The organism is Bradyrhizobium sp. Ses1 (genome assembly GCF_059512365.1).
In genome coordinates this window covers 1-24,564 of sequence record NZ_JCAMOQ010000067.1, presented here as the reverse complement: position 1 = coordinate 24,564, position 24,564 = coordinate 1, and the positions used below count along the sequence as shown (strand labels likewise).

At 61.2% G+C, this 24,564-nt stretch carries 21 protein-coding genes and 2 pseudogenes; 15 read left to right on the top strand and 8 right to left on the bottom strand.

The genetic code is table 11. The features are described from left to right. The first annotated feature begins 49 nt into the window (after positions 1-49). Both AC5ZG5_RS41200 and AC5ZG5_RS41195 read left to right on the top strand, forming a co-directional pair. Complete coding sequence (locus AC5ZG5_RS41200; RefSeq protein WP_456646656.1) at positions 50-1,201, top strand: acyl-CoA dehydrogenase family protein; 1,152 nt, start codon at positions 50-52, stop codon at positions 1,199-1,201. 26 nt (positions 1,202-1,227) lie between these two features. Next, a complete protein-coding gene (locus tag AC5ZG5_RS41195) occupies positions 1,228-2,751 on the top strand; it encodes an acyl-CoA synthetase (protein WP_456646657.1) in 1,524 nt (507 codons plus the stop codon). Between the two features lie 5 nt (positions 2,752-2,756). On the opposite strand, the gene AC5ZG5_RS41190 is transcribed toward AC5ZG5_RS41195, so the two are convergent. Both AC5ZG5_RS41190 and AC5ZG5_RS41185 read right to left on the bottom strand, forming a co-directional pair. Then, positions 2,757-2,948 (bottom strand): MaoC/PaaZ C-terminal domain-containing protein, encoded by a 192-nt coding sequence (locus tag AC5ZG5_RS41190; protein WP_496165519.1) that lies wholly within the window; start codon positions 2,946-2,948, stop codon positions 2,757-2,759. Position 2,949: 1 nt separating this feature from the next. Further along, the gene (locus AC5ZG5_RS41185; protein WP_456646659.1) at positions 2,950-3,672 is read right to left on the bottom strand and encodes a MaoC/PaaZ C-terminal domain-containing protein; all 723 of its coding nucleotides are present in this window, start codon (positions 3,670-3,672) and stop codon (positions 2,950-2,952) included. Positions 3,673-3,789: 117 nt separating this feature from the next. Between AC5ZG5_RS41185 and AC5ZG5_RS41180 the strand changes: the two are divergent. Together AC5ZG5_RS41180 and AC5ZG5_RS41175 are read left to right on the top strand one after the other, a co-directional pair. After that, positions 3,790-4,077, top strand: a pseudogene (locus AC5ZG5_RS41180) (helix-turn-helix domain-containing protein); the annotation flags it as partial. Between the two features lie 30 nt (positions 4,078-4,107). Continuing rightward, positions 4,108-4,722: an IclR family transcriptional regulator gene (locus AC5ZG5_RS41175; RefSeq protein WP_456646675.1), complete on the top strand. Its 615-nt coding sequence runs from the start codon at positions 4,108-4,110 to the stop codon at positions 4,720-4,722. Between the two features lie 23 nt (positions 4,723-4,745). Here AC5ZG5_RS41175 and AC5ZG5_RS41170 read toward each other — a convergent pair whose 3' ends face one another. Next, positions 4,746-6,302: a long-chain-fatty-acid--CoA ligase gene (locus AC5ZG5_RS41170; RefSeq protein WP_456646660.1), complete on the bottom strand. Its 1,557-nt coding sequence runs from the start codon at positions 6,300-6,302 to the stop codon at positions 4,746-4,748. Positions 6,303-6,346: 44 nt separating this feature from the next. Between AC5ZG5_RS41170 and AC5ZG5_RS41165 the strand changes: the two genes are divergently transcribed. Further along, on the top strand, positions 6,347-7,219 hold the full coding sequence (locus tag AC5ZG5_RS41165; protein ID WP_456646661.1) for an enoyl-CoA hydratase/isomerase family protein: 873 nt from the start codon (positions 6,347-6,349) through the stop codon (positions 7,217-7,219). Positions 7,220-7,547: 328 nt separating this feature from the next. Here the strand turns inward: AC5ZG5_RS41165 and AC5ZG5_RS41160 are convergent, their stop codons facing one another. Beyond that, positions 7,548-8,288, bottom strand: coding sequence for an IclR family transcriptional regulator (locus AC5ZG5_RS41160; protein WP_456646662.1), 741 nt, complete (start codon positions 8,286-8,288; stop codon positions 7,548-7,550). Between the two features lie 506 nt (positions 8,289-8,794). Between AC5ZG5_RS41160 and AC5ZG5_RS41155 the strand changes: the two genes are divergently transcribed. From AC5ZG5_RS41155 to AC5ZG5_RS41135, 5 genes are all read left to right on the top strand, one after another. Further along, positions 8,795-9,640: an amidohydrolase family protein gene (locus AC5ZG5_RS41155; protein ID WP_456646663.1), complete on the top strand. Its 846-nt coding sequence runs from the start codon at positions 8,795-8,797 to the stop codon at positions 9,638-9,640. Positions 9,641-9,657: 17 nt separating this feature from the next. Further along, positions 9,658-10,869: a CaiB/BaiF CoA transferase family protein gene (locus AC5ZG5_RS41150; RefSeq protein WP_456646664.1), complete on the top strand. Its 1,212-nt coding sequence runs from the start codon at positions 9,658-9,660 to the stop codon at positions 10,867-10,869. A 78-nt stretch (positions 10,870-10,947) separates the two neighbouring features. Continuing rightward, complete coding sequence (locus AC5ZG5_RS41145; RefSeq protein WP_456646665.1) at positions 10,948-12,120, top strand: NADH:flavin oxidoreductase/NADH oxidase; 1,173 nt, start codon at positions 10,948-10,950, stop codon at positions 12,118-12,120. A 76-nt stretch (positions 12,121-12,196) separates the two neighbouring features. Continuing rightward, positions 12,197-13,408 (top strand): ABC transporter substrate-binding protein, encoded by a 1,212-nt coding sequence (locus AC5ZG5_RS41140; protein ID WP_456646666.1) that lies wholly within the window; start codon positions 12,197-12,199, stop codon positions 13,406-13,408. Between the two features lie 555 nt (positions 13,409-13,963). Next, positions 13,964-14,794: an IclR family transcriptional regulator gene (locus AC5ZG5_RS41135; protein WP_456646667.1), complete on the top strand. Its 831-nt coding sequence runs from the start codon at positions 13,964-13,966 to the stop codon at positions 14,792-14,794. Here AC5ZG5_RS41135 and AC5ZG5_RS41130 read toward each other — a convergent pair. From AC5ZG5_RS41130 to AC5ZG5_RS41115, 4 genes and pseudogenes are all read right to left on the bottom strand, one after another. Beyond that, positions 14,791-15,864, bottom strand: a complete 1,074-nt coding sequence (locus tag AC5ZG5_RS41130) for an acyl-CoA dehydrogenase family protein (protein WP_456646668.1) — start codon at positions 15,862-15,864, stop codon at positions 14,791-14,793. The genes AC5ZG5_RS41135 and AC5ZG5_RS41130 overlap by 4 nt on opposite strands. 22 nt (positions 15,865-15,886) lie before the next feature. Beyond that, a pseudogene (locus tag AC5ZG5_RS41125) lies at positions 15,887-16,983 on the bottom strand (acyl-CoA dehydrogenase family protein). Between the two features lie 98 nt (positions 16,984-17,081). Continuing rightward, complete coding sequence (locus tag AC5ZG5_RS41120) at positions 17,082-17,879, bottom strand: crotonase/enoyl-CoA hydratase family protein (protein WP_028168990.1); 798 nt, start codon at positions 17,877-17,879, stop codon at positions 17,082-17,084. Between the two features lie 8 nt (positions 17,880-17,887). Continuing rightward, a complete protein-coding gene (locus AC5ZG5_RS41115) occupies positions 17,888-19,084 on the bottom strand; it encodes a CaiB/BaiF CoA transferase family protein (protein ID WP_456646669.1) in 1,197 nt (398 codons plus the stop codon). A gap of 213 nt (positions 19,085-19,297) precedes the next feature. Between AC5ZG5_RS41115 and dctP the strand changes: the two genes are divergently transcribed. The 5 genes from dctP (at position 19,298) to AC5ZG5_RS41090 (ending at position 24,151) form a co-directional block, all read left to right on the top strand. Then, positions 19,298-20,296: a TRAP transporter substrate-binding protein DctP gene (gene dctP, locus AC5ZG5_RS41110; RefSeq protein WP_456646670.1), complete on the top strand. Its 999-nt coding sequence runs from the start codon at positions 19,298-19,300 to the stop codon at positions 20,294-20,296. A 6-nt stretch (positions 20,297-20,302) separates the two neighbouring features. Continuing rightward, positions 20,303-20,857, top strand: coding sequence for a TRAP transporter small permease (locus tag AC5ZG5_RS41105; protein WP_456646671.1), 555 nt, complete (start codon positions 20,303-20,305; stop codon positions 20,855-20,857). Further along, a complete protein-coding gene (locus AC5ZG5_RS41100; protein ID WP_456646672.1) occupies positions 20,854-22,161 on the top strand; it encodes a TRAP transporter large permease in 1,308 nt (435 codons plus the stop codon). Before AC5ZG5_RS41105 ends, AC5ZG5_RS41100 begins: the two co-directional genes overlap by 4 nt. 12 nt (positions 22,162-22,173) lie before the next feature. Beyond that, positions 22,174-23,091, top strand: coding sequence for an SMP-30/gluconolactonase/LRE family protein (locus AC5ZG5_RS41095; protein WP_456646673.1), 918 nt, complete (start codon positions 22,174-22,176; stop codon positions 23,089-23,091). 91 nt (positions 23,092-23,182) lie between these two features. Then, positions 23,183-24,151 carry a tripartite tricarboxylate transporter substrate binding protein gene (locus tag AC5ZG5_RS41090; RefSeq protein WP_456646674.1) on the top strand — a complete coding sequence of 323 codons (969 nt, stop codon included), beginning with the start codon at positions 23,183-23,185 and terminating at the stop codon, positions 24,149-24,151. The last annotated feature ends 413 nt before the right edge of the window (positions 24,152-24,564 follow it).

Sequence of the window (24,564 nt, the reverse complement as noted above, 5' to 3'; positions counted from 1 at the left end):
AATGTCAATTTTGCGAAAATCAATTTCGCAAATGAGACGCAAGGTCGAAATGACTATTCCGCAGACGATCTACACGCCGGACCATCAGCTTTTCCGCGCCACGGTAAAAAAGTTCATCGAGCGCGAGATCGCGCCGTTTCACGCGCAATGGGAAAAGGACGGTGTCGTCGACCGCAACCTGTGGCGTCGCGCCGGCGAGGCCGGCCTGCTCTGCACCTCGATCCCCGCGCAGTATGGCGGCGGCGATGGCGACTTCCTGCATAGCGCGATCGTGACCGAGGAGCTTTCGCGCGCCGTCTTCAATGGTCCGGGCTTTCGCGTCCACTCGGACATTGCGGCCTTCTACATTCTTCATCACGGCAGCGAAGCGCAACGCCAGAAGTGGCTGCCTCGTATGGCGTCGGGAGAGACCGTTGCGGCAATCGCAATGACCGAGCCCGGCGCGGGAAGCGACCTTCAGGCCATTCGCACCACGGCGATTCGCGATGGCAGCTGCTTCGTGGTGAACGGTTCGAAGACCTTCATCACCAACGGCCAGCTCGCCGACCTCGTCATCCTCGCCTGCAAGACCGACCCGCGCGGCGGATCCAAAGGCATCAGCCTGCTTCTGGTTGAAGGCAACAGCGTCGGCTTTTCGCGCGGACGAAACCTCGAAAAGCTGGGTATGAAGGCGCAGGATACGTCCGAATTGTTCTTCGACAACGTCCAGGTGCCCGCAGAAAACCTGCTCGGCGAGGAAGGGCGTGGCTTCCGCTATCTCATGAGCGAGCTTCCCCAGGAGCGCCTGCTGGTCGCAATCACGGCGATCGCGGGAGCGGAAGCGGCGATTGAATCGACGATCGATTATACCCACCGCCGCGAGGCGTTCGGCAAACCATTGGCGGACTTCCAGCACAACCGGTTCCGGCTCGCCGAAATGAAGACGGAAGTTCAGATCGGCCGTGTCTTTCTCGACAAATGCATGGAACTGCATCTGCAGGGCAGTCTGAGCATCGAGGCTGCGGCGATGTGCAAATACTGGTCGACCGAACTGGAATGCCGCGTGGTGGACCAATGCGTCCAGATGCATGGCGGCTACGGCTACATGCTGGAGTATCCGATTACGCGCGCCTACGCAGATGCGAGGGTTCGGCGGATCTACGGCGGCTCCAATGAGATCATGCGCGAACTCGTCGCAAGGTCGCTGCAACCGGCCTCGTGAAGCCAAGCATTGGGGAGGTAACGAGGATGGGCACGACAGACGGCCTGATCAGCGGCACGCGCTCACGCCAGTTCGACGTCGTCGGGGAACGAGTACGGCGTATCGCCGGCGGCCTGCACAGACTGGGCATCCGGCCTGGCGATTGCGTCTGCATTCTGATGCGCAACGATCTGGTTTTTATTGAAGTCACTTATGCCGTCATGCTGATCGGCGGGTATGCGGTGCCGATTAACTGGCATTTCAAGCCGGAAGAAGTTGCTTACGTTGTTGGCGACACCGGAGCCGGCGTCCTGGTAGGGCATGCGGATCTGCTGCAGGCGTTGGGCGACGCTATTCCCTATCTTGTGCGCCAGTTCCGTGTCGATGTGCCGCAGGAGATCGCGACCAGTTTCGGCGTCGAGACCACGTCGTCGGCGGGCGAGGACTTCGAGGTCTGGCTTGCCGAGCAGAAGCCCTATGACGGGCCGTCGATGCCGGCTCCTGCCAGCATGATCTACACGTCGGGCACGACAGGACATCCCAAAGGCGTTCGACGCGATCCGCCGTCTCCGGACCAGGTCAAGACGAACGAGCGGGTACGTGAGACTGTCTATGGCCTGAGGCCGGGTACTCGCGCCCTCCTCCCGGGCCCGCTTTATCATTCTGCCCCGAACGCATTCGCGCTCCGCGCCGGGCGTCTTGGCGGCGCACTGGTGCTGATGCCGCGCTTCGAGGCCGAATCAGTGCTCGCATTGATCGAAAAAGAGCGGATCGACTGCGCGCTGATGGTGCCAACGATGTTCGTGCGACTATTGCGGCTGCCTCAGTCCGTGCGCGCCAAATACGACCTGTCTTCGCTACGTCACGTCGTTCACGCGGCAGCCCCCTGCCCGCCCGACGTGAAGCGACAGATGCTCGACTGGTGGGGACCGGTGATCTACGAATATTATGGTAGCACCGAATCCGGCGCTGTTACCTTCGCGACGCCCGATGACGCCCGACGCAAGCCCGGTACAGTCGGCCGCGTTCTCGACGGATGCGAATTGAGATTTTCGAACGGCAAGGACGGATGGCTGTCCGCCGGCGAAGTCGGCGAAATCTACAGCAGAACCAGCTATAATCCCGATTTCACTTATCAGAATCAGCCCGAACGCCGCCGCGAGATCGAACGCGACGGCCTCATCACCAGCGGTGACGTCGGCTATATCGATCAGGATGGCTACGTCTTTATCTCCGATCGCAAGCGCGACATGGTGATTTCCGGCGGCGTCAACATCTATCCTGCCGAAATCGAAGCCGCATTGCAGTCGCTCCCGGGCGTCCACGATTGCGCCGTGTTTGGCATTCCGGACGACGAATTCGGCGAGGCGCTTATGGCGGTCATTCAGCCCATCGCCGACACGACTCCCGACCTGAATGAAATCCGCGCCGGCCTGAGATCCATGCTCTCGAACTACAAGGTGCCCAAATATTTCGAGATCATGTCCTCGCTCCCACGCGAGGACTCCGGCAAGATCTTCAAGCGGAGGCTGCGCGACCCCTATTGGCAGAAATCAGGCCGGAGCATCTGAACTGCTTATGCCGGAGCGACACCTGCACGGCCATTGTTGATGACGACGATGTTACGCTCGGCGACCTTGGCGCGGAACGAGACCTCGCCAACGCCGTCATTCCAGGCTTCGGTGACGATCGTCTCGCCGGGATAGACCGGTGAGCTGAAGCGAACCTGCATCTTCGTCAACCGTGTCGGCTCGCCATCGCAGACCATGTCAACCAGTGCACGGCACACCACCCCGAATGTGCAAAGGCCGTGCAGGATCGGGCTTTTCGAAGCCGGCCCGTTTCGCGACCGACGGATCCGCATGGAGAGGGTTATAGTCGCCCGACAGACGATAGATCAGGGCGGCCTGCGGCAGCGTCTTGATGCTGGACACAATGTCTGCGGCCCGTTCCGGCACGGGATGCGGCGCCGGCAACGGAGCTGATGGGCCACCGAAGCCGCCGTCGCCGCGGAGCATCGTCGTGGACGTCAGCCGACACAGCAGTTCGCCGGATGCCTGATCGAGCACATCGCGCTCGGACAGCAGCACCGCGCCCTTGTCGGCCCCCTTGTCGACGAGGCCGGTCACGCGCGAACGCCCGATCACCGAGCCCTTCGCGGGCAAAGGCTTGAATATCTCAAAGCCCTGCTCACCATGCAGCACCTTGCGCCAGTCGGCACCGGTTCTGGAATCTCCGATCCAGAAGCCAGGATATCCCAGCACCACGGCCATCGACGGCAAAACCTTGAGGCCATCCTCATAGACATACTGCAACTGACGCGCATCGAGCGGATCCGAGCCCAGACCGACACCCAGGGCATAGAGCATCGTATCGCGCTCCGTGTAGGTCTGCTCGATGGTGGGAATGGGCCAGTTGCGCAGTGCTTGGGGGTCAATTGTCATGGTCGGCGTTTCCTGTTGGCTTGCGACGAACTTGCCATCGACGTCCAACGAAGACAATATGCGAAATCGATTTTCGCATTTGTGGAGTTGACGAAGCGAACGGTTTGCAGAACAAGCCATTCGGGACAAGGCACATTCGACGGTGATGTGCCGCTGGAGTTGAAAATGACGAGCAAGAAGCGAGACCCCCGGACTGGTAGCGCCAGCCCGGCTGGATCGACAAAGGCGGCAGGCAAGCCGTCAGGTGGCGACGCCAAGGCCAGACAGCGCATGGCCAAGCAGCAATTGCAGCGCGCGACCAGACGTCCACGATCCACTGAATCCGAAGCTGACGATGCCGGCGGCCGGCTCTTCGTGTCCGCGCTTGCGCGCGGTCTCGACGTCCTCAGTGCGTTTCGCGCCGGCGATCGGGCGCTCGGCAACCAGGAACTTGCGGAACGGACCGGCCTTCCGAAGCCGACCATCTCCCGGATCACGCACACATTGACGCAGCTCGGCTATCTCGCCTACGACGCGCGATCAACGACCTATCAACTGGGCGGTCGTGCCATATCGCTGAGCTATGCTGCACTGGCGAATTTGGATGTTCGCAATATCGCGCGGCCCATCATGACGGAGCTGGCGGAGACCAACAATCTACATGTGGCGCTCGGCACGCGCGACCAGCTGATGATCCTGAACGTCGAGACCTGCGAGGGGCACGGCTTGGTTGGCCTGCGATTGCCGTCGGGGTCGCGCGTACCAATGGCGATCACCGCGATAGGAAAGGCCTACCTCGCGGCCATCAAGGATGAAGAGCGCGGCAAGATCCTGTCCGAGATTCGCAAGCAACACGGAAGCGAGTGGCGAAGCATTGAGAATTCGATCGAACGCTCAATCCGCGAAATTGACGAACGGGGTTTCTGCACGTCGGCTGGCGAGTGGCGTAAGGACATCAATGCAGTCGGGGCAGCTATCATTCCACCGGGCGGCGGAACCGTCTATGCGTTGAGCTTCGGCGGACCAGCCTATCTGGTCTCACACGACCAGCTCGACCATGAATATGGCCCTGCCATCGCCGGTGCGGCGAGAAAGATCAGCGCCTCGCTCGGCGCCTGAGACTTCGCAGGCACGACGCGTCGTCAACTTACGCGACGTGCGTGCCCCTCCCAGTACGGCTTGCGCAACACTTCCTTGTTGACCTTGTTGGCGCTCGATAGTGGCAGCGGATCGTCCCGGAATTCGACGCTACGCGGACATTTGTAGTCCGCAATGATCGTTCGGCAATGCGCGCTGATCTCGGCGGCCGACAGTGACGTTCCCGGACGCAAGACGACAACGGCGTGCACGGCCTCCCCCCATTTCGGATGCGGAATGCCGACGACGGCACATTGCAGGACCCCGGGGTGCGACCCGACGGCATTCTCGACCTCGATCGAGTAGACGTTCTCACCACCCGTGATAATCATATCCTTGATGCGATCCGAGACGTAGAGATAGCCGTCCTCGTCGAAATAGCCGGAATCTCCGGTGTGCATCCAGCCGCCCTTTAACGCTTTTACCGTGAGCTCCGGCTGGCGCCAGTAGCCCATCATGACCATGGGACCGCGCACCTGGATCTCTCCAACCTCGCCGGGCTTCATGTCCCGATCGTCCGCATCCGCGATACGCACCTCCGCAGAGACGATGGGCCGACCGGCCGACCGCAGGCGGCGCCGTGGCGCAGACGGCAGATGATCTTCAGGCTGGAGGATTGCCGCAACCGGCGACAGTTCCGTCATCCCGTATGACTGCGCGAAGCGAATTCCCGGAAAGCGGCGAAGACACTCGCTGAGCACAGCCTCGGGCATCGGCGAAGCGCCGTAGGTGATCAGCTTCAGGCTGGACAGGTCGTATCTGTCGAGATCGGGCAATTGCAGGATCATACCGAGCATGGTCGGAACGAATGTCGCGACGGTCACCTTGTTCCGGGCGATGGCCTCCAGCACGTCGGATGGCGTGAAGCGGGGAATAACGACATGTTTTCCACCCATCAGCGACGTCGTGTAGACCCGCGCCCCGGCGCCCAGATGAAACAGCGGCCCTGAGTGAAGGGCGACGGTCGTCTCATCAAAGCCGAAACTCATCGAGGTCACGATGGCATTGACCCAGAGATTACGGTGGCTCAGCATGACGCCCTTGGCCTTGCCGGTGGTTCCGCCCGTATAGAAAATGCAGGCCAGATCGTCACCGCCTCTGAGCGCATCCTCGCAAGGCGCGGATTCCGCGATCAGCGCTTCGTAATCATATGCACGCGGCAAGCCGCTCGCTCCGGACGCCACCACGAGCCCGCGCAAGGACGGACAGGCCTCCTTGAGCTGCGCCGCATGCTCAAGGAACACGCCGTCACAGACAAGCAGCAACGGCTCTGCGTCCCTGACCTGCTCGACCATCTCGGCAATGGAAAAGCGCGAGTTGACCGGCACGGCGATGCCTCCCGCCCACAATGCCGCGAAATAGCATTCGATATAATGATTGCCATTGGTGGCGAGGATCGCGACGCGCTCTTCAGGTTTGACACCGAGCTTGCGAAACGAGGCCGACAGCCGGGAAATTCGGTCCACCACCTCGGCGTGGGTCAGGCAAAGCTCCCCAGAAACCAGCGCCGTCTGTCCGCCCCTGAAAGACGCCGATTTGCGGAGACCCGCCGTAAGATTCATTGTTCTTCTCCGTTCCCTGTCGTTGGGATCATATCACTGCGAAAATGAATTTCGCAAATCTGGAGGGATGCTATAGAAGACAAGATGATTGCGATAGGGATGGAGACCGGAAGATGTCCAATCAGACGCAGGACGGAGAAGCCGTCATATTCGAACGTCACGACGACGTTGTCGTGGTGCGGCTCAACAGTCCCGCCACACGGAATGCGCTCGAGCCCCGCGTCAAACAGAAGCTGGAAACCGGAATTCCCGAACTGCTCGGCGACGAGACTATCCGCTGCCTGGTCATCACGGGCACCGGCGATGCCTTCTGCGCGGGCGGAGACATCAACAACATGGGCGAACGGGAAGCTCCCAGTGTCCGAAAGCGGATGCAGATCACCCATTCTTGGGCCAAGCGGCTCCTGACGGCAGAAAAGCCGATTGTGGCTGCCGTCAACGGCGCAGCTGCAGGCGCAGGCTTTTCGCTCGCATTACTCTGCGACATCGTTCTCGTTTCCGATAAGAGCTATTTTCGGGCGGCCTTCCCCGGTCTTGGCGCAGCCCCCGATCTCGGTCTTGCATTGACGCTGCCACGAGCAATCGGAGCTTCTCGGGCAAAGGACATCCTTCTGACGAACCGTCGCGTCGAGCCTACCGAAGCTGTATCGATAGGTATCGCCAAGCGGGTGGCGCCAGCCGCGAACCTGATGGAAGATGCGATATCGCTTGCCAATGATCTGGCAGCCGGCCCAGCGACGTCCCTCGGCTTGACCAAGACGTTGCTGAACGGTGCCTATGGAACAGTCGAGGAGTTTTTCAGTGCAGAAGCCTTCGCGCAAGGAGTAGCGTTCGGCAGCCGCGAATTTGCCGAAGGAGTCGATGCATTCTTGCAGAAACGAAAGCCGGACTTTCGGAAGGCTGTGCGGAATAGATAGGCGACCACGTTCCGAACAGGTCCAGCTTGCGTTCGACACGTTCGGACAAGTATCGGAATCAATCAACTGAGCAGACGTATACTAAATCGAAACGGCCTTCTTTTGGCTCTAACCTATTCTCCGCCCGACACTGCCGATAGTCAGTAGGACGGGCAATTGATGTCGGGCGTGCGAAGCTAGAGCATTGAACGCCCCTCCCTTCTGTACGATCCCGCGCACTGGTGCGGTGCTTCAGATACCGTCTGCGATCAGGAAAATACTGGTTGATGGCCCGAGTACCGCTAAAGGTCCCTTTCGCCGACTTGGGGAGTAGAACGAACGACAGAGGTCACGTCAGAAACCGCGCGATGCCTTCGCGAATACAGGCCAGGATTTCGTCCTGCCGCTCTTCGAGACGTGATACCGGCCCGCCGACGCCAAGGACCAGGTGGCGCCCGAAGTCGCGCTTCGGCAACAGGACGGCAATCACCCCGGCGTCCTGAACGATGATGTGTTTGGAAAACATGTAGCCGTCGCGCCTAATGCCGTTGATGATCTTCATCAGCGCATTCAGTTCGAAGTGTTCTTCCGGAGGGCAAACGGCATTTATGCGGCGCAGCAGCCGGGCAATCTCGACGTCGGTATGACCGCTGAGCAACGTGCGCCCTATTCCGCTGATCGCAAGCGGTCGGACGTCGCCGGGCTTGACTTCGAACCGCAGGCGCTTGCTGGTTTGCAGACTGTGAATGTATTGAGCATGCAAATCGGACTGCGTGCTGATGCTGACCAGCTCGTCCAGTTTCTCATGGACAAAGTCGACCAACGCAAGGATGGCGCTGTCGCCGAACAGCCCGGTGTCCAGCCACCGGCCCATCTGGGCGATGCGCATGGTCGGCATGTAGGTGCGATTGTAACTGTCGTAGAACAGATATCCCAGCATCGCCATGCTCTTCAGCAAGGCTGCGGCACTGGATGTTGGATAGTCGCACTTCGTCGCGACTTCCTTCAGCGAGATCGGTCGTTTCACGTCCTCGAAGTACTCAAGGACTTCGAATATCCGCTTGGCCGACTTTATGTTGGAATTCTTCATTTACACATACGTGGAGAAAAATCCGATAACACGGTTCATTAGCACCTTAGTAGGCCTGAATTCAAATTCGAAGCGGTCGGCAATTTAGTGCCTCTGGACCTCAGCTGCAAACCGTTTTCCATATATATAGAAATAGAACCACATATATGTAACCTAGTGGACTCGGCGACGCGCGGCCCCTAGTGTTCTCCGCGGCCGCCAAGGCCGCGGCGTCACAGCCGTTCAAAAAAAGAAAAACGCCCCACCCAGGTGGAGCGCGCTTGCAGGGAGGCGTCATGAAGCCGCGAATAAATTTGTCTGCCGTGATCAACTGATGTCGTCCGGTTCGACCGGTCGCTGCTCGGGCTTCCTGCCGCCAAGTCGAACCTCCTGGCGACCATTCTCTTGAAGATCAACCATCGCGTTCACGTCCGACTGGGGATGTTGGCCAAGCCCACCATCGGCAACAAGGTTTGGCGCACCTGCCCCGGGCTCTCACCTCCAAGACCGAACAGGGATTTGCTTAAATGGACTATCGATTGCCCGAAGGCAGCTGCGATTGTCACTTTCACATCTACGGCCCCTTCGATCGCTTTCCGCCCGGCAACGAGGGACGCTTTACCGCCGCGCAGCCGTTCACGATCGAAGACGCTTTTGCCATCTGGAACAAACTCGGCATCACGCGTGGCGTCATCGTCCATGCAGTGGGTTCGGGAGAAGACAACGCCGTCACTTATGACGCGCTGCGTCGCTACCCTGACAGGCTTCGTGCCGTGGCGATCTTGCGGCCCGACGTCTCGGATCGGCGGCTTGATGAACTCACCGACGCCGGCTTCAAGGCGGTGCGCGTCACCATGATCCGGCAGGACGGCAAGCCGGTCTCGACACTCGGCACGAGCTACGACGATCTGGTCAAGCTCGCCCCTCGTCTCGCGGAGAGAGGCTGGCACGCCCAGCTTTGGATCGAGAGCTCGGATCTGGCCGCCGCCGCACCCGAGCTTGAGAAGCTGCCGCTCAACTATGTGATCGACCACATGTCGCGGACCATGGCCGACAAGGGGCACGAGCACCCCGACTTTCGCGCCTTCACCGAACGGCTGAAGACCGGCCGCTACTGGACCAAGATTTCGGGTGCAGACCGCAACACGCGTATCGGCCGTCCCTATGCGGACACGGCGCCCTTCATGCGCGCCATCGTTCAGGCCGCGCCCGATCAGGTCGTGTGGGGCAGCGATTGGCCCCATGTGGGCCACAGCGCCGAAACGCTTCCCGATCTTCAGGATCTGCTTCGACTGCTGCACGAATGCGTCCCCGATGAAGCCACCCGTCGAAAGATCCTGATCGCCAATCCGGCGCGGCTCTACAACTTCTGACAACACCCGAGGAAGCCTTGGACAACAACAAAAAGTTGCCGCTCGACGGCGTGATCGTCATCGACCTCGGTCAGGTGTATCAGGGTCCGTACGCCGGCTTCCTGATGGCGCAGGCCGGAGCGACCGTCATCAAGGTCGAACCGCCGAACGGCGAGCCGGTGCGTCATCGCGCCCGCATCAGCAAGGGCAACGCCGTCCCGTTCGCGATGCTCAATGCCAACAAGCGTAACATCAGTCTGAACCTGAAGTCGCCGGCCGGGGTCAGGGTCCTGAAGGAGCTCGCGGCAAAGGCCGACGTGCTGATCGAGAACTACGCGCCGGGGGTGCTCGATCGATTGGGCGTCGGCTATTCCGCTCTAAGCGCCATCAATCCGCGGCTGATCTACGGCTCGGCCACCGGCTACGGCTTGTCGGGTCCCGATCGGGATAATCTGGCGATGGACCTGACTGTCCAGGCGGTGTCAGGCATCATGAGCGTGACCGGCTTTGCCGATGGTCCCCCGGTCAAGGCGGGTCCGGCCATCACCGACTTCATCAGCGGTGTTCACCTGTACGCCGGCATCCTCACCGCGCTTTACGATCGGGAAAAAAGCGGCCGCGGTCGGCTGGTCGAGATCGCGATGGTCGAGACCGTCTATCCGGCGATGGCCTCGAATCTGGCCGATGTCTTTAACCGCAAGGCGGCCGCCCCTCGCACTGGCAACCGTCACGGAGGACTCGCGGAGGCGCCCTACAATGTTTATCCAGCGTCCGACGGGCATGTCGCCATCATCAGTGTCAACGAATCTCATTGGATCGGGTTGACGCGCGCGATGGGACGGCCGGAGCTCGCCGATGATGCGCGTTTCAAGACGGTGCTCGACCGCCTGAAGCACATCGATCTTACGGACCAGATCGTGTCCGAGTGGTCCACGCGGCTCACGCGCAATGAGATCACCGAGCTTTGCCGTGCCAACAGAGTGCCATGCGCGGCGGTTCGTGACTTGCGTGAGGTGACCGAGGACAATCACCTCCACGCCCGGGGCATGTTGCGCGAAATCGAGCATCCGGAATACGGCGACATTCTCGTTCATCGCAGCCCGCTGGTGCTCCACGATACGGCAGTGCCGCAATACATCGCATCCGCGCGTCTCGGTCAGCACAACGGCGAGGTCCTGTCGGAATATCTCGGCCTGTCCAGCAGCGAGATCGATGCGTTGCGCGACTCCGGCGCCATTGCACAAGCGTGACGACGAATACTCCATGCGCGGCAAAGACGAACGTCGTGGCGCGAATTTCCCGATCCGCTAGTTCAGAGGAAGATCAAGATGATCAAGCTGTTTGAAAGCATTGCATTCCGTGGCGTCGAGCTCAGCAACCGGATCGTCGTCTCGCCGATGGGGATGTATTCGGCCGAAAACGGCTACATCACACCCTTCCATCTGGTTCACTATGGCAAGTTCGCCATGGGGGGAGCCGGGCTCGTCTTCGTCGAGCAGACTTCGGTCAGCCGGAAGGGGCGCATCACCAACGGTGATCCCGGGCTCTGGGAGGACGGCCAGATCGACGGCATGCGCCAGATTGTTCACGTCATCAAATCGCATGGCGCAAAAGCAGCGATCCAGATCAATCACGGCGGACGAAAATCCAGCCAGCAGCGCGCGTTCCGGGGCAACAGCCATTTGACCGACCGCGACATCGAAATGGGAGAGGAAACCTGGGTGCCCACGGGCCCATCGGATGTCCCATTCTCCGATGGCTTCCAGACTCCTGTTCCCCTCACGAAGGAAGGTCTCGCCGGCGTCCGCGATGCATTCGTCGCGACGGCTCGCCGGGCCGTACTGGCGGGGTTCGACGTCATCGAGCTTCACATGGCTCACGGCTATCTCTTGCAATCGTTCCTGTCGCCGCTCGCCAATTTCCGCACCGACGAATATGGCGGCAGCCTCGAAAACCGGATGCGGTTTCCGCTCGAAGTAACGCGCGCCGTGAGGGCCGCGCTCCCCTCGGCAACACCTCTCTTCGTGCGTATCTCTGCCACGGACTGGATCGACGGTGGCTGGGAAATCGACGACAGCGTCATCTTCTCCCGCAAATTGAAGGAACTGGGCGTCGATCTGGTCGACTGTTCGACGGGTGGCAATCTTCGAGCCGGATCGACCAACGCCAATCTCGGTCGCGGTCCAGGCTACCAGGTGCCGTTTGCCGAACGGATTCGCCACGACGCCGGTATTGCGACCGGCGCGGTCGGCATGATCCGAACTCCAGATTTTGCGGAGAAAATTCTGCAGGATGGTCGTGCCGACCTCATCTTCATTGCCCGCCAGATGCTGTTCAATCCGTTCTGGGCTCTCCACGCCGCAGAACATTTCGGGTTGACCGGCAATTTCGAGAAATGGCCCGAACAATATGCATGGTGGCTTGCCAAGTGGGGTGGAGCCCTTCGCGCCAATGGAGAAAGCCTGGACGGGTTGGAGCGCTATCGCGAGGCGGCCGAATAGAACTTCCGTCGCGCAGATAGCCTCGCCAAATCAATCGAGACTTCAAGCAATCAAAAAATTCCAAAGGGAGAAAAAAATGAGACATGTGCTGGCATCGCTGGTGGTTTTTCTAGGCCTTGCATCGGCTCACGCACAGGCGCCCGCGTCGAGGCCGGTCAAGCTAGGCGTGCTCAACGATCAGTCGGGCCAATATGCTGACGCCGCGGGGCCTGCGGCCGTTGAAGTCGTCAAAATGGCGATCGCCGACTTCGGCGGCAAGTTGCTCGGACAGCCGATCGAACTGGTTTTCGCCGATCATCAGAACAAGACGGATATCGCGTCGGGCATCGCCAGGCGGTGGATCGATACGGAGAACGTCGACGTCATTCTCGATATCGGAAACTCTGCGGTCGCGCTGGCTCTCGCCGATCTGGTCCGGGACAAGAACAAGATGATGATCGTATCGTCGGCCGGCGCATCCGCCATCACAAACGAGAAATGCTCTCCTAACACCTTCCAGTGGACCTACAATACCTACACACTGGCGCGCAGCACCGCGAAGGCATTGATGGGACAGGGCGGAAACGAGTGGTTCTTCCTGACGGCCGACTATGCCTTCGGACAAGCCTTCGAGGCCGATGCGTCTGCCGTGCTCAAGGAGTCCGGCGGAAAAGTCGTCGGGTCAGTGCGGCACCCGTTCAACACCAGCGACTTCTCTTCGTTCCTGCTCCAGGCCCAGAACTCGAGCGCCAACGTGCTGGCTCTCGCCAACGCCAGCGGTGATACCACCAACTCGCTCATGCAGGCTCACGAGTTCGGCCTGCTCGGCCTGAAAAGCAAGATGCGGGTCGCTGCCTTGCTGTTCCAGATCACGGATGCCAAGGCGGTCGGTCTTCCCAACATGCAGGGTCTGTACACGTCAGAGGCATTCTACTGGAATCGGAATGACGCGTCGCGCGCCTTCGGGAAGCGGTTCTTCGACAAGATTGGGCGTATGCCGACCATGGTTCAGGCCGGAATGTACTCGGCAACCATGCACTACTTGAAGGCCGTCGAATCTGCCGGAACGCTCGAGACAACCGCCGTGCTCGCAAAATTCCGTTCGTTGCCTGTGAATGATTTCTTCTCGGAGAAGGGGTATGTTCGCGAGGACGGCATGCACATCCATGATTACTATCTGCTGCGAGCAAAGACGGTGGAACAGTCCAGGGGACCATGGGACTTTTATGACGTCGTCGCAACCATCCCGGCCGAGGACGCCAACATTCCTCGCGAACAAAGCAAGTGTTCGCTGATGAAGAAGTCCTGACCTCTCGACGTCGTGGAAAGAGCACGTTCCAAGCGGCAGCTGCAAAACCGCCGCTCGGAGCTTCCGCTACCTAACCCCTTCTCTCGCCGCCCTCAATACGCAAGTCTGTCTGATGGCAGCCTTCATCGTGCGTCAGGCGTGGCATCTCATCGTCTGTACCCGTAGCAATCGAGATCGCATGGCCTGATCAATGGATTGATGACGTCAGAAGCGACCGATAAATATCTTCGGCCGATTTCGTTCAGATCGCTGGTGTCGCTGGTCGAGGTCACGAAGACCTTAGGGAAGGCGTTGCCCACTTCGTCGAAAAAGCGGGCGCCGCGCTTTACCGGGAAGTGGACTCACCCGCGAGTCAGACGCTACGACTCAGCCTTACCCTATATGTGAGCGGAGCGTGAAAGTCATGGCGGCTCGCTCGAACAGGATACCGGCTCTGTCGATGCTCACGACTGGACCTGCCTGCACAACCCGATTAACGTGCCACCAAACAGGCACGAGATGAGGACTTCGGCGCGGCACCACCGGATGTCTGCGGAGTTTCCGCTACAGTCAGCAATGGCCAGAAGAAGCAAGAGAGCGATAGCAGACGATCAGATCACGGAAGCCACGAGCTACGGCCCGCCAGCGGCGGGATCGGTCAAGTCGGCAGGACGTGTGCTGCGAATTCTCGAGTTCTTCGACGAGATCCAGCGCGACGCGCGCGTTGCCGAAGTCGCCGAGCGCCTGGGATTCCCGCAATCGTCTACTTCGATCCTGCTCAACTGCCTCGTCGAGCTCGGCTACATGGACTATTTGCCGGAGAGCCGCAGCTTCCTGCCCTCGCCACGCGTCACTCTGCTCGGGACCTGGCTCGACAAGGGCCCTGTCAGAAACGGCAGCCTGATGAGGATGCTCGAAGAGCTGTCCCAGAAAACGGGCGACACCGTCATCATCGCCGCGCGGAGCGGCATCTTCGCGCAATACATCCATGTGCTGCAGGCCCGCGCGACAATGCGCTTTCACGTCCCGCCCGGATCCAGGCGTCTCGTGGTCTGGTCGGCTACCGGGTTTTCGCTGCTGACCGCGTGCACCGACAAGGAGATCCGCAGCCTGTGCACGCGCACCAACGCGGAAGCCGCCCTCGACATATCGCGCATCGACATCAATCAGGTGCTCGAGAACGTCGAGCGCACGCGCCGTGACGGCTTCTTCTTCTCGGCGGGTCTGGTCACCCCTGGCGCCGGGTCGATTGCCGTGCCGTTACCCGAGGGTATCGACGGATGGAACCGCGCGCTTGCCGTCGCGGTATCGGGTCCTCTCCACGATATCACGCGGCGACGGACGGAGATCGTCGCGCTGCTCAACGATGTCGTGCAGCGCTATCTTCGTCCGTCGTCCTCGACCTAGACGGCGCCGGCGGTTGCCGGTCGGTCGACGAGCAGCGGCCAGAAGCCCTCGCCGCCCTGCTCGCAGATCATCCGGCCGATTTTTTCCTGCCACCAGGTTTCAGCCCCCCATTCGTCGCGCCACGACCAGAGGCGGCGGGTGGCGTAGTGTAGCGGATGTTCCTGCGTAAACCCCATCGCACCATGGACCTGATGGCATAGGGCGGCGACCTGCCCGGCAGCTTCGCCGCATCTGGATTTTGCAATCGCCACGGCAAAGGCCTCCTCGCCCAGCCTCGGCGACTCCGTGAGTGCGTCACCTGCCGCTGACGCCGCGGCGAAGTGTCCTGCCGCAATTGCCAGCATGTGCTGGATCGCCTGGAATTTGGCGATCGGGCGGCCAAACTGCACGCGCTCATTGGCGTACGAAAGCGCATACTCCATGCACCGCTCCATCCCGCCGATCATCTGCTGGACGCGGATAGCGGCGCCGAACGGCATTAGGCCATCAGCACCGAGACAGGAGGGCGCGGGCAATACGTCGCTTGCGCTCAATTGCACACCATTGAAGTCGACATCTTCGCGCGGCTCATAGGCGACGTTCCGCCGCGTCTTGTTCGAGCGCGTCCTGTCGGTCGGCACGCGGCACAGAAAGCCTTTCCCGCCAGGGTCTTGCGCAAGGACGAGCGCGGTCGGCGCCTGCTTGGCCCAGGCAACATGTCGTGCGGTTCCTTGCAGCGTGGCACCCGAGGCCAGCGTGATGCGATCCTGCGAGTTGACGGGCGCCAGCGTCACGGCGCCCGCGATGACCTCACCGCCGGCGTCGGACCAGAGCGCATTGGCTATCATGGTTTCCGCCAGCGGCAGCGGGACGGAATGAAAAGCGGACCTGCGGATCAGGTTTGCCGCAACGTCCGAGGCAAGCCCCACCCCGCCCTTCATTTCGGCCACCAGCGCGAGCGGTAGGCCGGCGTCTTCCACTGCACTCCATAGTGCATCGGGCCACTGCCCGGCGTCGGCCGCGGACAGAACCTTCCTGTCGATGTGTTGCGCGAAGAGGCGGTCGGCCTGTTCGAGCACGATGGCGGACATGTCTTCCATAGCGTTCTCTCCGTCAGCGCAAGCCAAGACCGCGAGCTATCATCCCGCGCAGGATTTCCGGCGTGCCGCCGCGAATGGTGAACGATGGCGCGTGCAGCAGCACATGCGCCATCGCCTGCGAATATTCGTCGTCGTCATCGAGACTTGCCTCGATCGGCAACAGCTTCCGCACCACTTCCGGTACCTCCCGCTCGAACGCGGTGCCGACGTCCTTGACAAGGGCAGCTTCCGTGACCGGGCTCTCACCGCGTTCCAGGAGCCCCGCTATCGATGACGACATCCTGCGCAACGTGGCGAAGTGAGCCGCCAGCCGGCCGATCTCGACCGCCTGCCTCTCGTTCGGCTCGCGCCCGATCTTGTCGACGAGTTCGACGAGAAGCCTGATGTCGGACATGAAGCGATCGGGGCCGGCCCGCTCGAAAGCCAGCTCGCCCGTCACGCGCGTCCAGCCTTCGCCTGGCTTTCCGATCATCATGTCATCGGGAACGAAGCAGTCCTTGAAGAACACCTCGTTGAATTCATGCCCGCCCGACAGGTTCATGATCGGCCTGATCTCGATACCTGCCGAGCCCGTATCCACGATGAACTGGGACAGTCCGGCGTGGCGGTTCTCGCCGGGCGGCTCGGTGCGAGCCAGTACGATCAGGTAGTGAACGCGATGCGCGTTCGAGGTCCAGATCTTGGTGCCGTTGATGACCCAGCCGCCTTCTACCTTGTCCGCCCTGGTGCGGGCCGCAGCAAGATCGGAGCCGGAGTCGGCTCGCTCATGCCGATGCCGAAATAGCACTCGCCCGCGGCGATCCTCGGCAGGATCAGCTCTCGCGCCCGCTCGCTGCCGTGCTTGAGGATTTGCGGACCGGACTGCCGGTCCGCGATCCAGTGCGCGCCACCCGGCGCGCCGGCCGCCAGCATCTCCTCGGTGACAACGAAGCGTTGCAAGTTGGAGCACTCGCCGCCGCCATATTTCTTCGGCCAGGTCATGCCTATGAAGCCCGCCTTGGCAGCGCGCTTGCTGAACTCCGGATCGAATGTCGACCAGGATGTCCGGTGAGCCGCGTAACGGCCATTGTCACGCTCCTCCTGAAGAAAGGCACGGACCTTGCGCCTCATCTCATCTGCCTCCGGCGGCAGGGTCAGGGATTCGAAGCGAAATGCGCGCAATCAAGCCTCCATCGATCGAAAGTCATCATCTGGCAGAACGGCGGCCGTCAAGCGCCCTTGAATACCGGCTTGCGCTTTTCCAGGAATGCCGTCACGGCCTCATGCTGGTCCGCCGTATGCTGCACCAAGGCCTGCATGCTCGCCGCCATCTCCAAATGGGTGCCAAGATTGATCGCGCCGGAATCGCGCACCAGCTTCTTGCACATGCGGATAGAATGCGGCGGGTTCGACGCGATCTGTCGGGCCATTTTCCGTGCGGCGTCCATCAGCCCGCCCTTCGGCACGACATGAGAGGCCAACCCCCAGGAGAGCGCCTGCTCGGCCTTGATGAAATTGCCAGTGAAGGTCATCTCGTAGGCGCGGGACAACCCGACCACACGAGGCAGGAACCAGGCGCCGCCATCGCCGGACACCAGGCCGACACGCATGAAGCTTTCGGCAAACTGCGCATCATCGGCGGCGATCCGAATATCGCACATCAGCGACAGATCGCATCCGGCGCCGACGGCAAAACCATTGACCGCGGCAATCGCGGGCACCTCGAGCTCATACATCGCCATCGGAATCTTCTGGATGCCGTGGTGATAGCCGCGCCGGATCTCGGCGGGAATCCCGCCAAACAGGCCGGTACGTTCCCGCATCTCCTTGACATTGCCGCCCGACGAGAAGCTCTCCCCCGCGCCCGTGACGATCACGCAACTGACCGACATGTCCTGATTGATGCGGTGGCAGTGACCGACAAGCGCATCGACGATGGACGGCGACAGCGCGTTACGCGTCTCCGGCTCGTTGAGCGTGAGTGTGACGACCCCGCCATCCTGCTGGTAGATCACGCTGTCTGACATGTCTCACCTCACTTGCTCTTGCTGCTGACAGAAGCCGTGTTCGCAGCGTCTACACCGATTTCCGCGAGGATCTCGGCCGTATGCTCGCCCAGCCGCGGCGCATGGCGGCGGAGCCGGAACGGCGCCGAGCTGAAGGACACAGGCGCCCGAATTGATTTGTACGCTCCCTCCGACGGGTGCTCGGCGCGGCTGAACATCCCGACCGCTCTCATGTGCTCGTCGTCGGGCAGATCAGCAAGGCCAAGCACGGGCATGCAGGGAATGCTGACATCGTCGCAGAACGACACCCATGCGGCCGTGGAGTGTCCGGGGGCTTCCTCCTCGATGATCTCGTAGAGCGTCTCGAGATGGGCTGCCCGCTCGACCAGTGGAAAGAAGCGGACGTCGGACTTCAACTCAGGCCGGCCGACGAAGTCGAAGAAGTCGCGCCAGTTACGATCCGAATAGGGAAGAATGCACATGTAACCATCGCTGGTGCGAAACGGTTTCCGGCGTGGACTGACGACACGGCTATAGCCGGGATTGCCAAGGGACGGTTCGAAGGCGAAGCCAAGCAGATGCTCGATGTAGGCGAACTCCGCCGTGGTCTCGAACATCGGCACCTCGATCGCCTGACCGCCACCACCACGCTCACGCTGGAACAGCGCCGCCATCACCGAATAGGCGATCGCCTGCCCGGACAGCTTGTCGCACAGCACCGTCGGCATGAAGGCCGGCTCGCCGCGCGCGGCCAGATGCAACGCAGCAAGCCCCGAGCCAGCCTGAATGATGTCGTCATAGGCGGCTTTGTCGCGATAAGGTCCTTGCTCGCTGAACCCGTAAGCGCCGCAATAAATAATGTCCGGCTTGATGGCACGGACGGCCTCATAGCCAAGCCCGAGCTTGTCGATGGCCTTGGGTCGCAGCGTATGGACGAAGACGTCGGCCGTCGCAATCAGCTTGCGCAGAGCATTCATCCCCGACGGCTGCTTCAGGTCAAGCATGACGCTGCGCTTGTTGCGGTTGAGATGGAGGAAGCCGCCGGCCATGCCTTCGCTGCGATTGGGCCGATAGGTCCGGAAGGAGTCCCCCTCCTCGCTTTCGATCTTGATCACATCGGCCCCGAGGTCGGCCATGATGTGGGTCGCAAACGGTCCCATGATCACGTTGGTCAGGTCAATGACGCGAATTCCGCCCAACGGGCCGTCTGCAGGGGTCGTGTCCATCCCGAAAGCTCTCTCGTTCAGCTGGCCGCGCTGCGACTGGCGCGTGCCACGCGGGATGTCCAACTTCTACGTGATTGCAATTCGATCAATACGGTTCGGCACGATCGCGCCAATTATCACATATGCGATTGATTATGCCCCCTCACTCTCTTGCTGGACGGAACGCGATCAAACATAGTTTCGCCCAACCACAAAAAGACTTGGGAGAAAACGATGATATCGGGGAGCCGTCGCCAATTTGCGGGCGTGATCGCGGGTGCTGTTGCATTGGTCGGTTTTGCAGCGCAAGCCGTAGCCGCCGAGAAATGGGATCTCTACATCTACAATCCCGTGGCGACGGTTGCAGCGGCCAAGGGCATGAATGCCGTCGCCGAGCAGATCGAAAAGGACAGCGGCGGCGAGCTGTCGGTCCGGCTGCACCTCGGGGGATCGCTTCCGATCAACACCACCACCATCACCCAGGCCGTTAGCGACGACGTGGTTCAGATGGGTGACGACGGGTATTTTCTCGGTAACGTGCCGATTGGCGGTGTCCTGCGGCTGCCGATGCTGATCCGTTCTCTCGATGAATACAAGAAGGCGGCGGACATCATGGCGCCGTACCTGGAAAAGGCCTTCGAAAAGAAGGGTGTCCTCGTGCTCGGGCAGTACCTCTATCCCTACCAGGTCGCGTTCTCGAGCAAGAAGCTGACCTCGCTTGCCGAGGTCAAAGGCCAGAAGATTCGGGTGACCTCGCCCGAACAGGGAGAATTCATCAAGCGGCTTGGAGGCGTGCCGGTCACGCTCGGCGCCCCGGAAGTTCCCTCTGCACTCGATCGCAGCATCGTCGACGGGGTGCTCACGGCGAACACCGGCGGCGGAAATACCTGGAAAGACCTGCTGAAATTCAACTATCGGCTGGGCATCAACTATTTCAATTCCGTCGTCATCGTGAACAAGGACCGCTTCAACAAGCTGTCGCCGGAGATCCAGGCCAAGGTCCGCAAGGCCGTCACCGACAACATGCCGCTGATCACCAAAGCCATGGCTGACGAGGAAGACAGCCTCAGCAAGAAGTTTGCCGAGGGCGGAATGACCGTCACCCAGGAGCAGCCCGGCGATCTCGACGTCGGCACGAAGGCGATCTCGGCCTATTGGGACGAATGGGCGAAGGCGAAGGGACCGGATGCTGCGGCCGCTCTCAAGCAGGTTCGTGCAGCACTCGGCCGGTGACCGATCATGGCCAGCAGCATCGAGATCAAGGAGGTGCCGCCTGACGGCGCCGTCCACCTCATCGACAACGTCTCATCGGGCCCCGGCCCGGTCGAGAATGCCTCGGAAGCCCTCTGCGCGCTCTTCCTGATTGCCATGATCATCCTGATCGGAGCCGAGGCGGTTGCGCGCAACGTGTTCGCGACGTCACTTCAGATCACCGACGAAATCGGCGGCTATCTGCTGGTGGCGACGACCTTCCTGAGCATGTCGGTCGCCGAGGCCCATGGCGCGTTTCACCGGGTCGAGCTGGTCCAGGCTCGCCTCGGACAATCCGCCCGGCTCGTGTCGCAGATCGTCTTCGACCTGCTGTCGCTGGTCGCCTCCGCATTCATCACCTGGCAGCTGACACGCCTGGTCATGAACTCATGGCGCTCGGAGGACGTGGCGCCCACCCCGCTCCAGACGCCGCTGTGGATGCCGCAGGCCACCATGGCGGCCGGCATGTTCCTGCTCTGCCTCGCCCTCGTCCGCACCATCCTGACCAAAGTTCGCCGTCTTCGCGGGAGCGCACGGCCATGAGCCCGGGCGTCGAACTGATTTTTGTTCTGGCGATCTTCATTGGCCTGCTTTGCGTAGGCATGACAATCCCGTTCGCGATCACCGTGCCATCCGTCCTCTACCTGCTCTTGCACGCAGGTTTGCCCGGATTGAAGGGCATCGGCCTCGTCAGCTGGGGCAGCATGAACAGCTTTACGCTGAGTGCGATTCCCCTGTTCATCCTGATGGCGGAAATCCTCCAGGAGAGTCGCCTGAGCTTGCGGGTTTATCATGGCCTCTCCAGGCTGGTGTCCTGGATCCCAGGGGGCCTGCTGCAAACCAACCTCGCCGGATGTGCGATCTTCGCCGCCATCAGCGGCTCGAGCGTGGTCACCGCCGCGTCGATCGGGCGCGTCGCGCTCCCTGAATTGCAGAAGCGCAAATACAGCCCGCGCCTGTCCGCGGGCTCGTTGGCGGCGGGAGGCACGCTCGGCATCCTGATCCCGCCGAGCATCGCGATGATCGTTTACGGCACCTTCACCGAGACCTCCGTCGCCAAGCTGTTCATGGCCGGCGTGATGCCGGGCCTGTTGCTGACCGCGATGTTCATGGCCTATATCGCCATGCATGCCTGGTTCAGGCCCGGGATAGCTCCGGTGGAAGTCGGCGCCCGGTCGGTTCGCGAGTTCCTCGCCGCCCTGCTCGACGTCATCCCCTTCATGGTGCTGATCGGCGGCACCATCGGCAGCATCTATTCGGGCCTGGTCACGCCGACCGAGGCAGCGGCCGTCGGCTGCGTGCTGGCGATGATCATTGCAGTGTTCTGGGGCGAGTTCAGCGTCGCAATTCTCTGGCGTGCCTTGCAGACGACCGTGCGCGTCTGCGGCAACATCCTGTTCATCGTCTATGCCGCCTTCCTGTTCTCCTACGCGATCAGCTACGCCGGCGTCGGCGAGCAGATCACGCAGTTCCTGGTCAATCTGAAACTCTCAAAGCTGGAATTCTTCTTCGCCCTGTTCGTTCTCTACACGGTGCTGGGCTGCCTGGTCGAAAGCCTCGGCATGATCGTGGTCACGGTGCCGCTGCTCTATCCGGTTCTGGTCCAGTACGGCATCGATCCGATCTGGTTCGGCGTGATCCTGGTGCTCTTCATCGAGATGGGCCAGATCTCGCCTCCGATCGGCATCAACCTGTTCGTGATCCAGAGCATCTGGACCGGTAAGCTGAGCGACGTCGTCGCGGGCACGATCCCGTTCCACCTGATCATGTTCGTGCTGCTCGGCCTGCTCATGATCTTCCCTGAAATCGCAATGTGGCTACCCTCACAAGCCACTGCCGTCCCCTAGCGAGATGACCCGATGTACGCACCACCCCAAGAGATCAAGACCGAGGTCTTCGCTCGCCTGCCGGACAAATTCCGCCGCAAGGACCCCGCCAATGCCTGGTCGCTCGTAAACCGCCGCGGACTGGCGGCCGATTCATTCATCGAAGGTCCGTCGTTCGACCGCGACGGCAATCTCTATATCGTCGACATTCCCTATGGACGGATCTTTCGCATCTCGCCGTCCGGTGAGTTCACTCTGGTCACCGAATATGACGGCGAACCAAACGGGCTGAAGATCGCGCGCGACGGGCGGATCATCATCACGGACTATCGCCATGGGCTCATGACGCTCGATCCGCCCAGCGGCAAGGTCACCTCCCTGCTGGAGCGGCGCTGGTCGGAACGCTTCAAGGGCGTCAACGACCTGATCTTCGCCGGCAATGGCGACATCTATTTCACCGACCAGGGCCAGACCGGCATGCACGATCCGACCGGTCGCGTCTATCGCTTGCGCGCGGACGGTACGCTCGACCAGATCGTCAACAACGTCCCCAGCCCGAACGGCCTCGTGCTCAATGGCAGCGAACATATCCTCTACGTGGCCGCCACGCGGGGCAATGCGATCTGGCGGATACCGCTGATGCCTGACGGCACGGCATCGAAGGTGGGCATCTTCATCCAGCTGTCCGGGAGCCTGGGCGGTCCAGATGGCCTTGCGATGGACGAGCAGGACAACCTTGCCATCGCTCACGCCGGTCTCGGCACCGTCTGGATTTTCAGCCGCCTCGGCGAGCCGCTTTATCGGGTCCGCTCCTGCCAGGGCCTCGCCACCACCAACGTGGCCTATGGCGCTCCCGACAACAAGAGCCTCTATATCACGGAATCCGAGAGCGGCTGCGTGTTGGTCGCTCGCCTTCCTGTCGCGGGACGAGCCATGGCCTCGCATCGATAGTATGGGGAGGGATTGCCGAGGGCCGACACCCCGTGGGTCACAGCGGGATAGCCGCAAATTGTTTGCTACGAGGAACGAGAGGATAGCCTTCATGTTCAGGAAGGTTCGAACCACAATACTGATGATTGGCTTGGCCGCTTCGGGAGCGGCGTGGGCAGCATGGCCCGACGACAAGCCCGTCGAGGTTGTCGTTGGCTTCGCCGCTGGTGGCGGAACCGACGTGATGGCCCGCAAGCTGCTTCCCTTCGTCGAAAAGAGACTCGGCGGGAACGCGAGATTTGTCGTTCTTAACAAGCCCGGTGCAGGCGGAGAGATCGCGTTCGCCGCGATTGCGCGCGCCGCTCCCGACGCCTACGCGATGGGTGTAGTCAACGTGCCCGGCTACAACTTCCTGCCGATGACGAGGAAGACCCAGTACAGCATGGACGAAATCCGCCTGGTCGCGCGCGTGGTCGACGATCCCAGCGTGATTGTCGTTCGCAATGACAGCCCGTTCACCACCCTCGCAAGCGTGCTCGACGCGTTGCGCAAGAAGCCCGGTTCCGTCACCTTCGGTCATAATGGCGCCGGCACGAACGGCCATTTGGCCATCCGCATGCTCGCGAAGGCCGCCGGCGTAGAGCCGAACGAGATTTCCTATCGCGGCACGGCGGCGCAGAGGACCGACGTCCTGGGTGGCCATCTGGATATCGGAATGGTCAGCCTGAGCGAAGTGCCCGAACTGCACGGCACCAACAACGGAGAACTCAGAGCCATCGCAATCCTGTCGAAGGCCCGCTCTCCCTCATTGCCGGGTGTTCCGACAGCCGAGGAAGCCGGCGTCCCTGTCATCATGACCGCGGAACGCGGCTTTGCGCTGCCAAAGGGGGCTCCCGATGATATCGCGAAAAAGCTGGAGGCCGCGATTGGCGAGAGCCTCGGTGATCCGGACTACGTAAAGAGCTCACCCGGGGACGCTCCGGTGCTCGCTTTCATGCCCGGCGCCGAATGGCAAAAGCGCCTCGACGATATGACGAGGGCATTGCAGCCACTAGCCAGCGAGTTGGCCGAACCGAAATAGCAACCGGCATCGGCCGCCTCTTCGCTCGACGGGAGCAGACGGCGTATGTCATCCGTCACTGACTGGAAGACATACCGCCGCGCAGTTGCCGCGACTTGGCGTGGCGCCTGTAAGCTCTCCAGGACGATCTTGAGCTTCTCGTTCTCGGACCAGCGCCGCCGCCGACCGGTCTCTACCACCTCAGGCCGTTCGACTTGGGCACTGCGCCTATCACTGTCCATAGGCACAGTTCTCAACAACACGCCGCATTCGGCAAGGCGGCCTTCACCGGAGGCGTACCCTTCTGTGACGATCCCAAGCGACCGCGAGCTCGAAACAAAAACGCCGCCTCCGGAGGGAGACGGCGTCTTGTTTTGATCGTGACACGTAAAGAGGAAATTCCATTGTCCTTGGCAGGCCTGGCAGCGACCTAC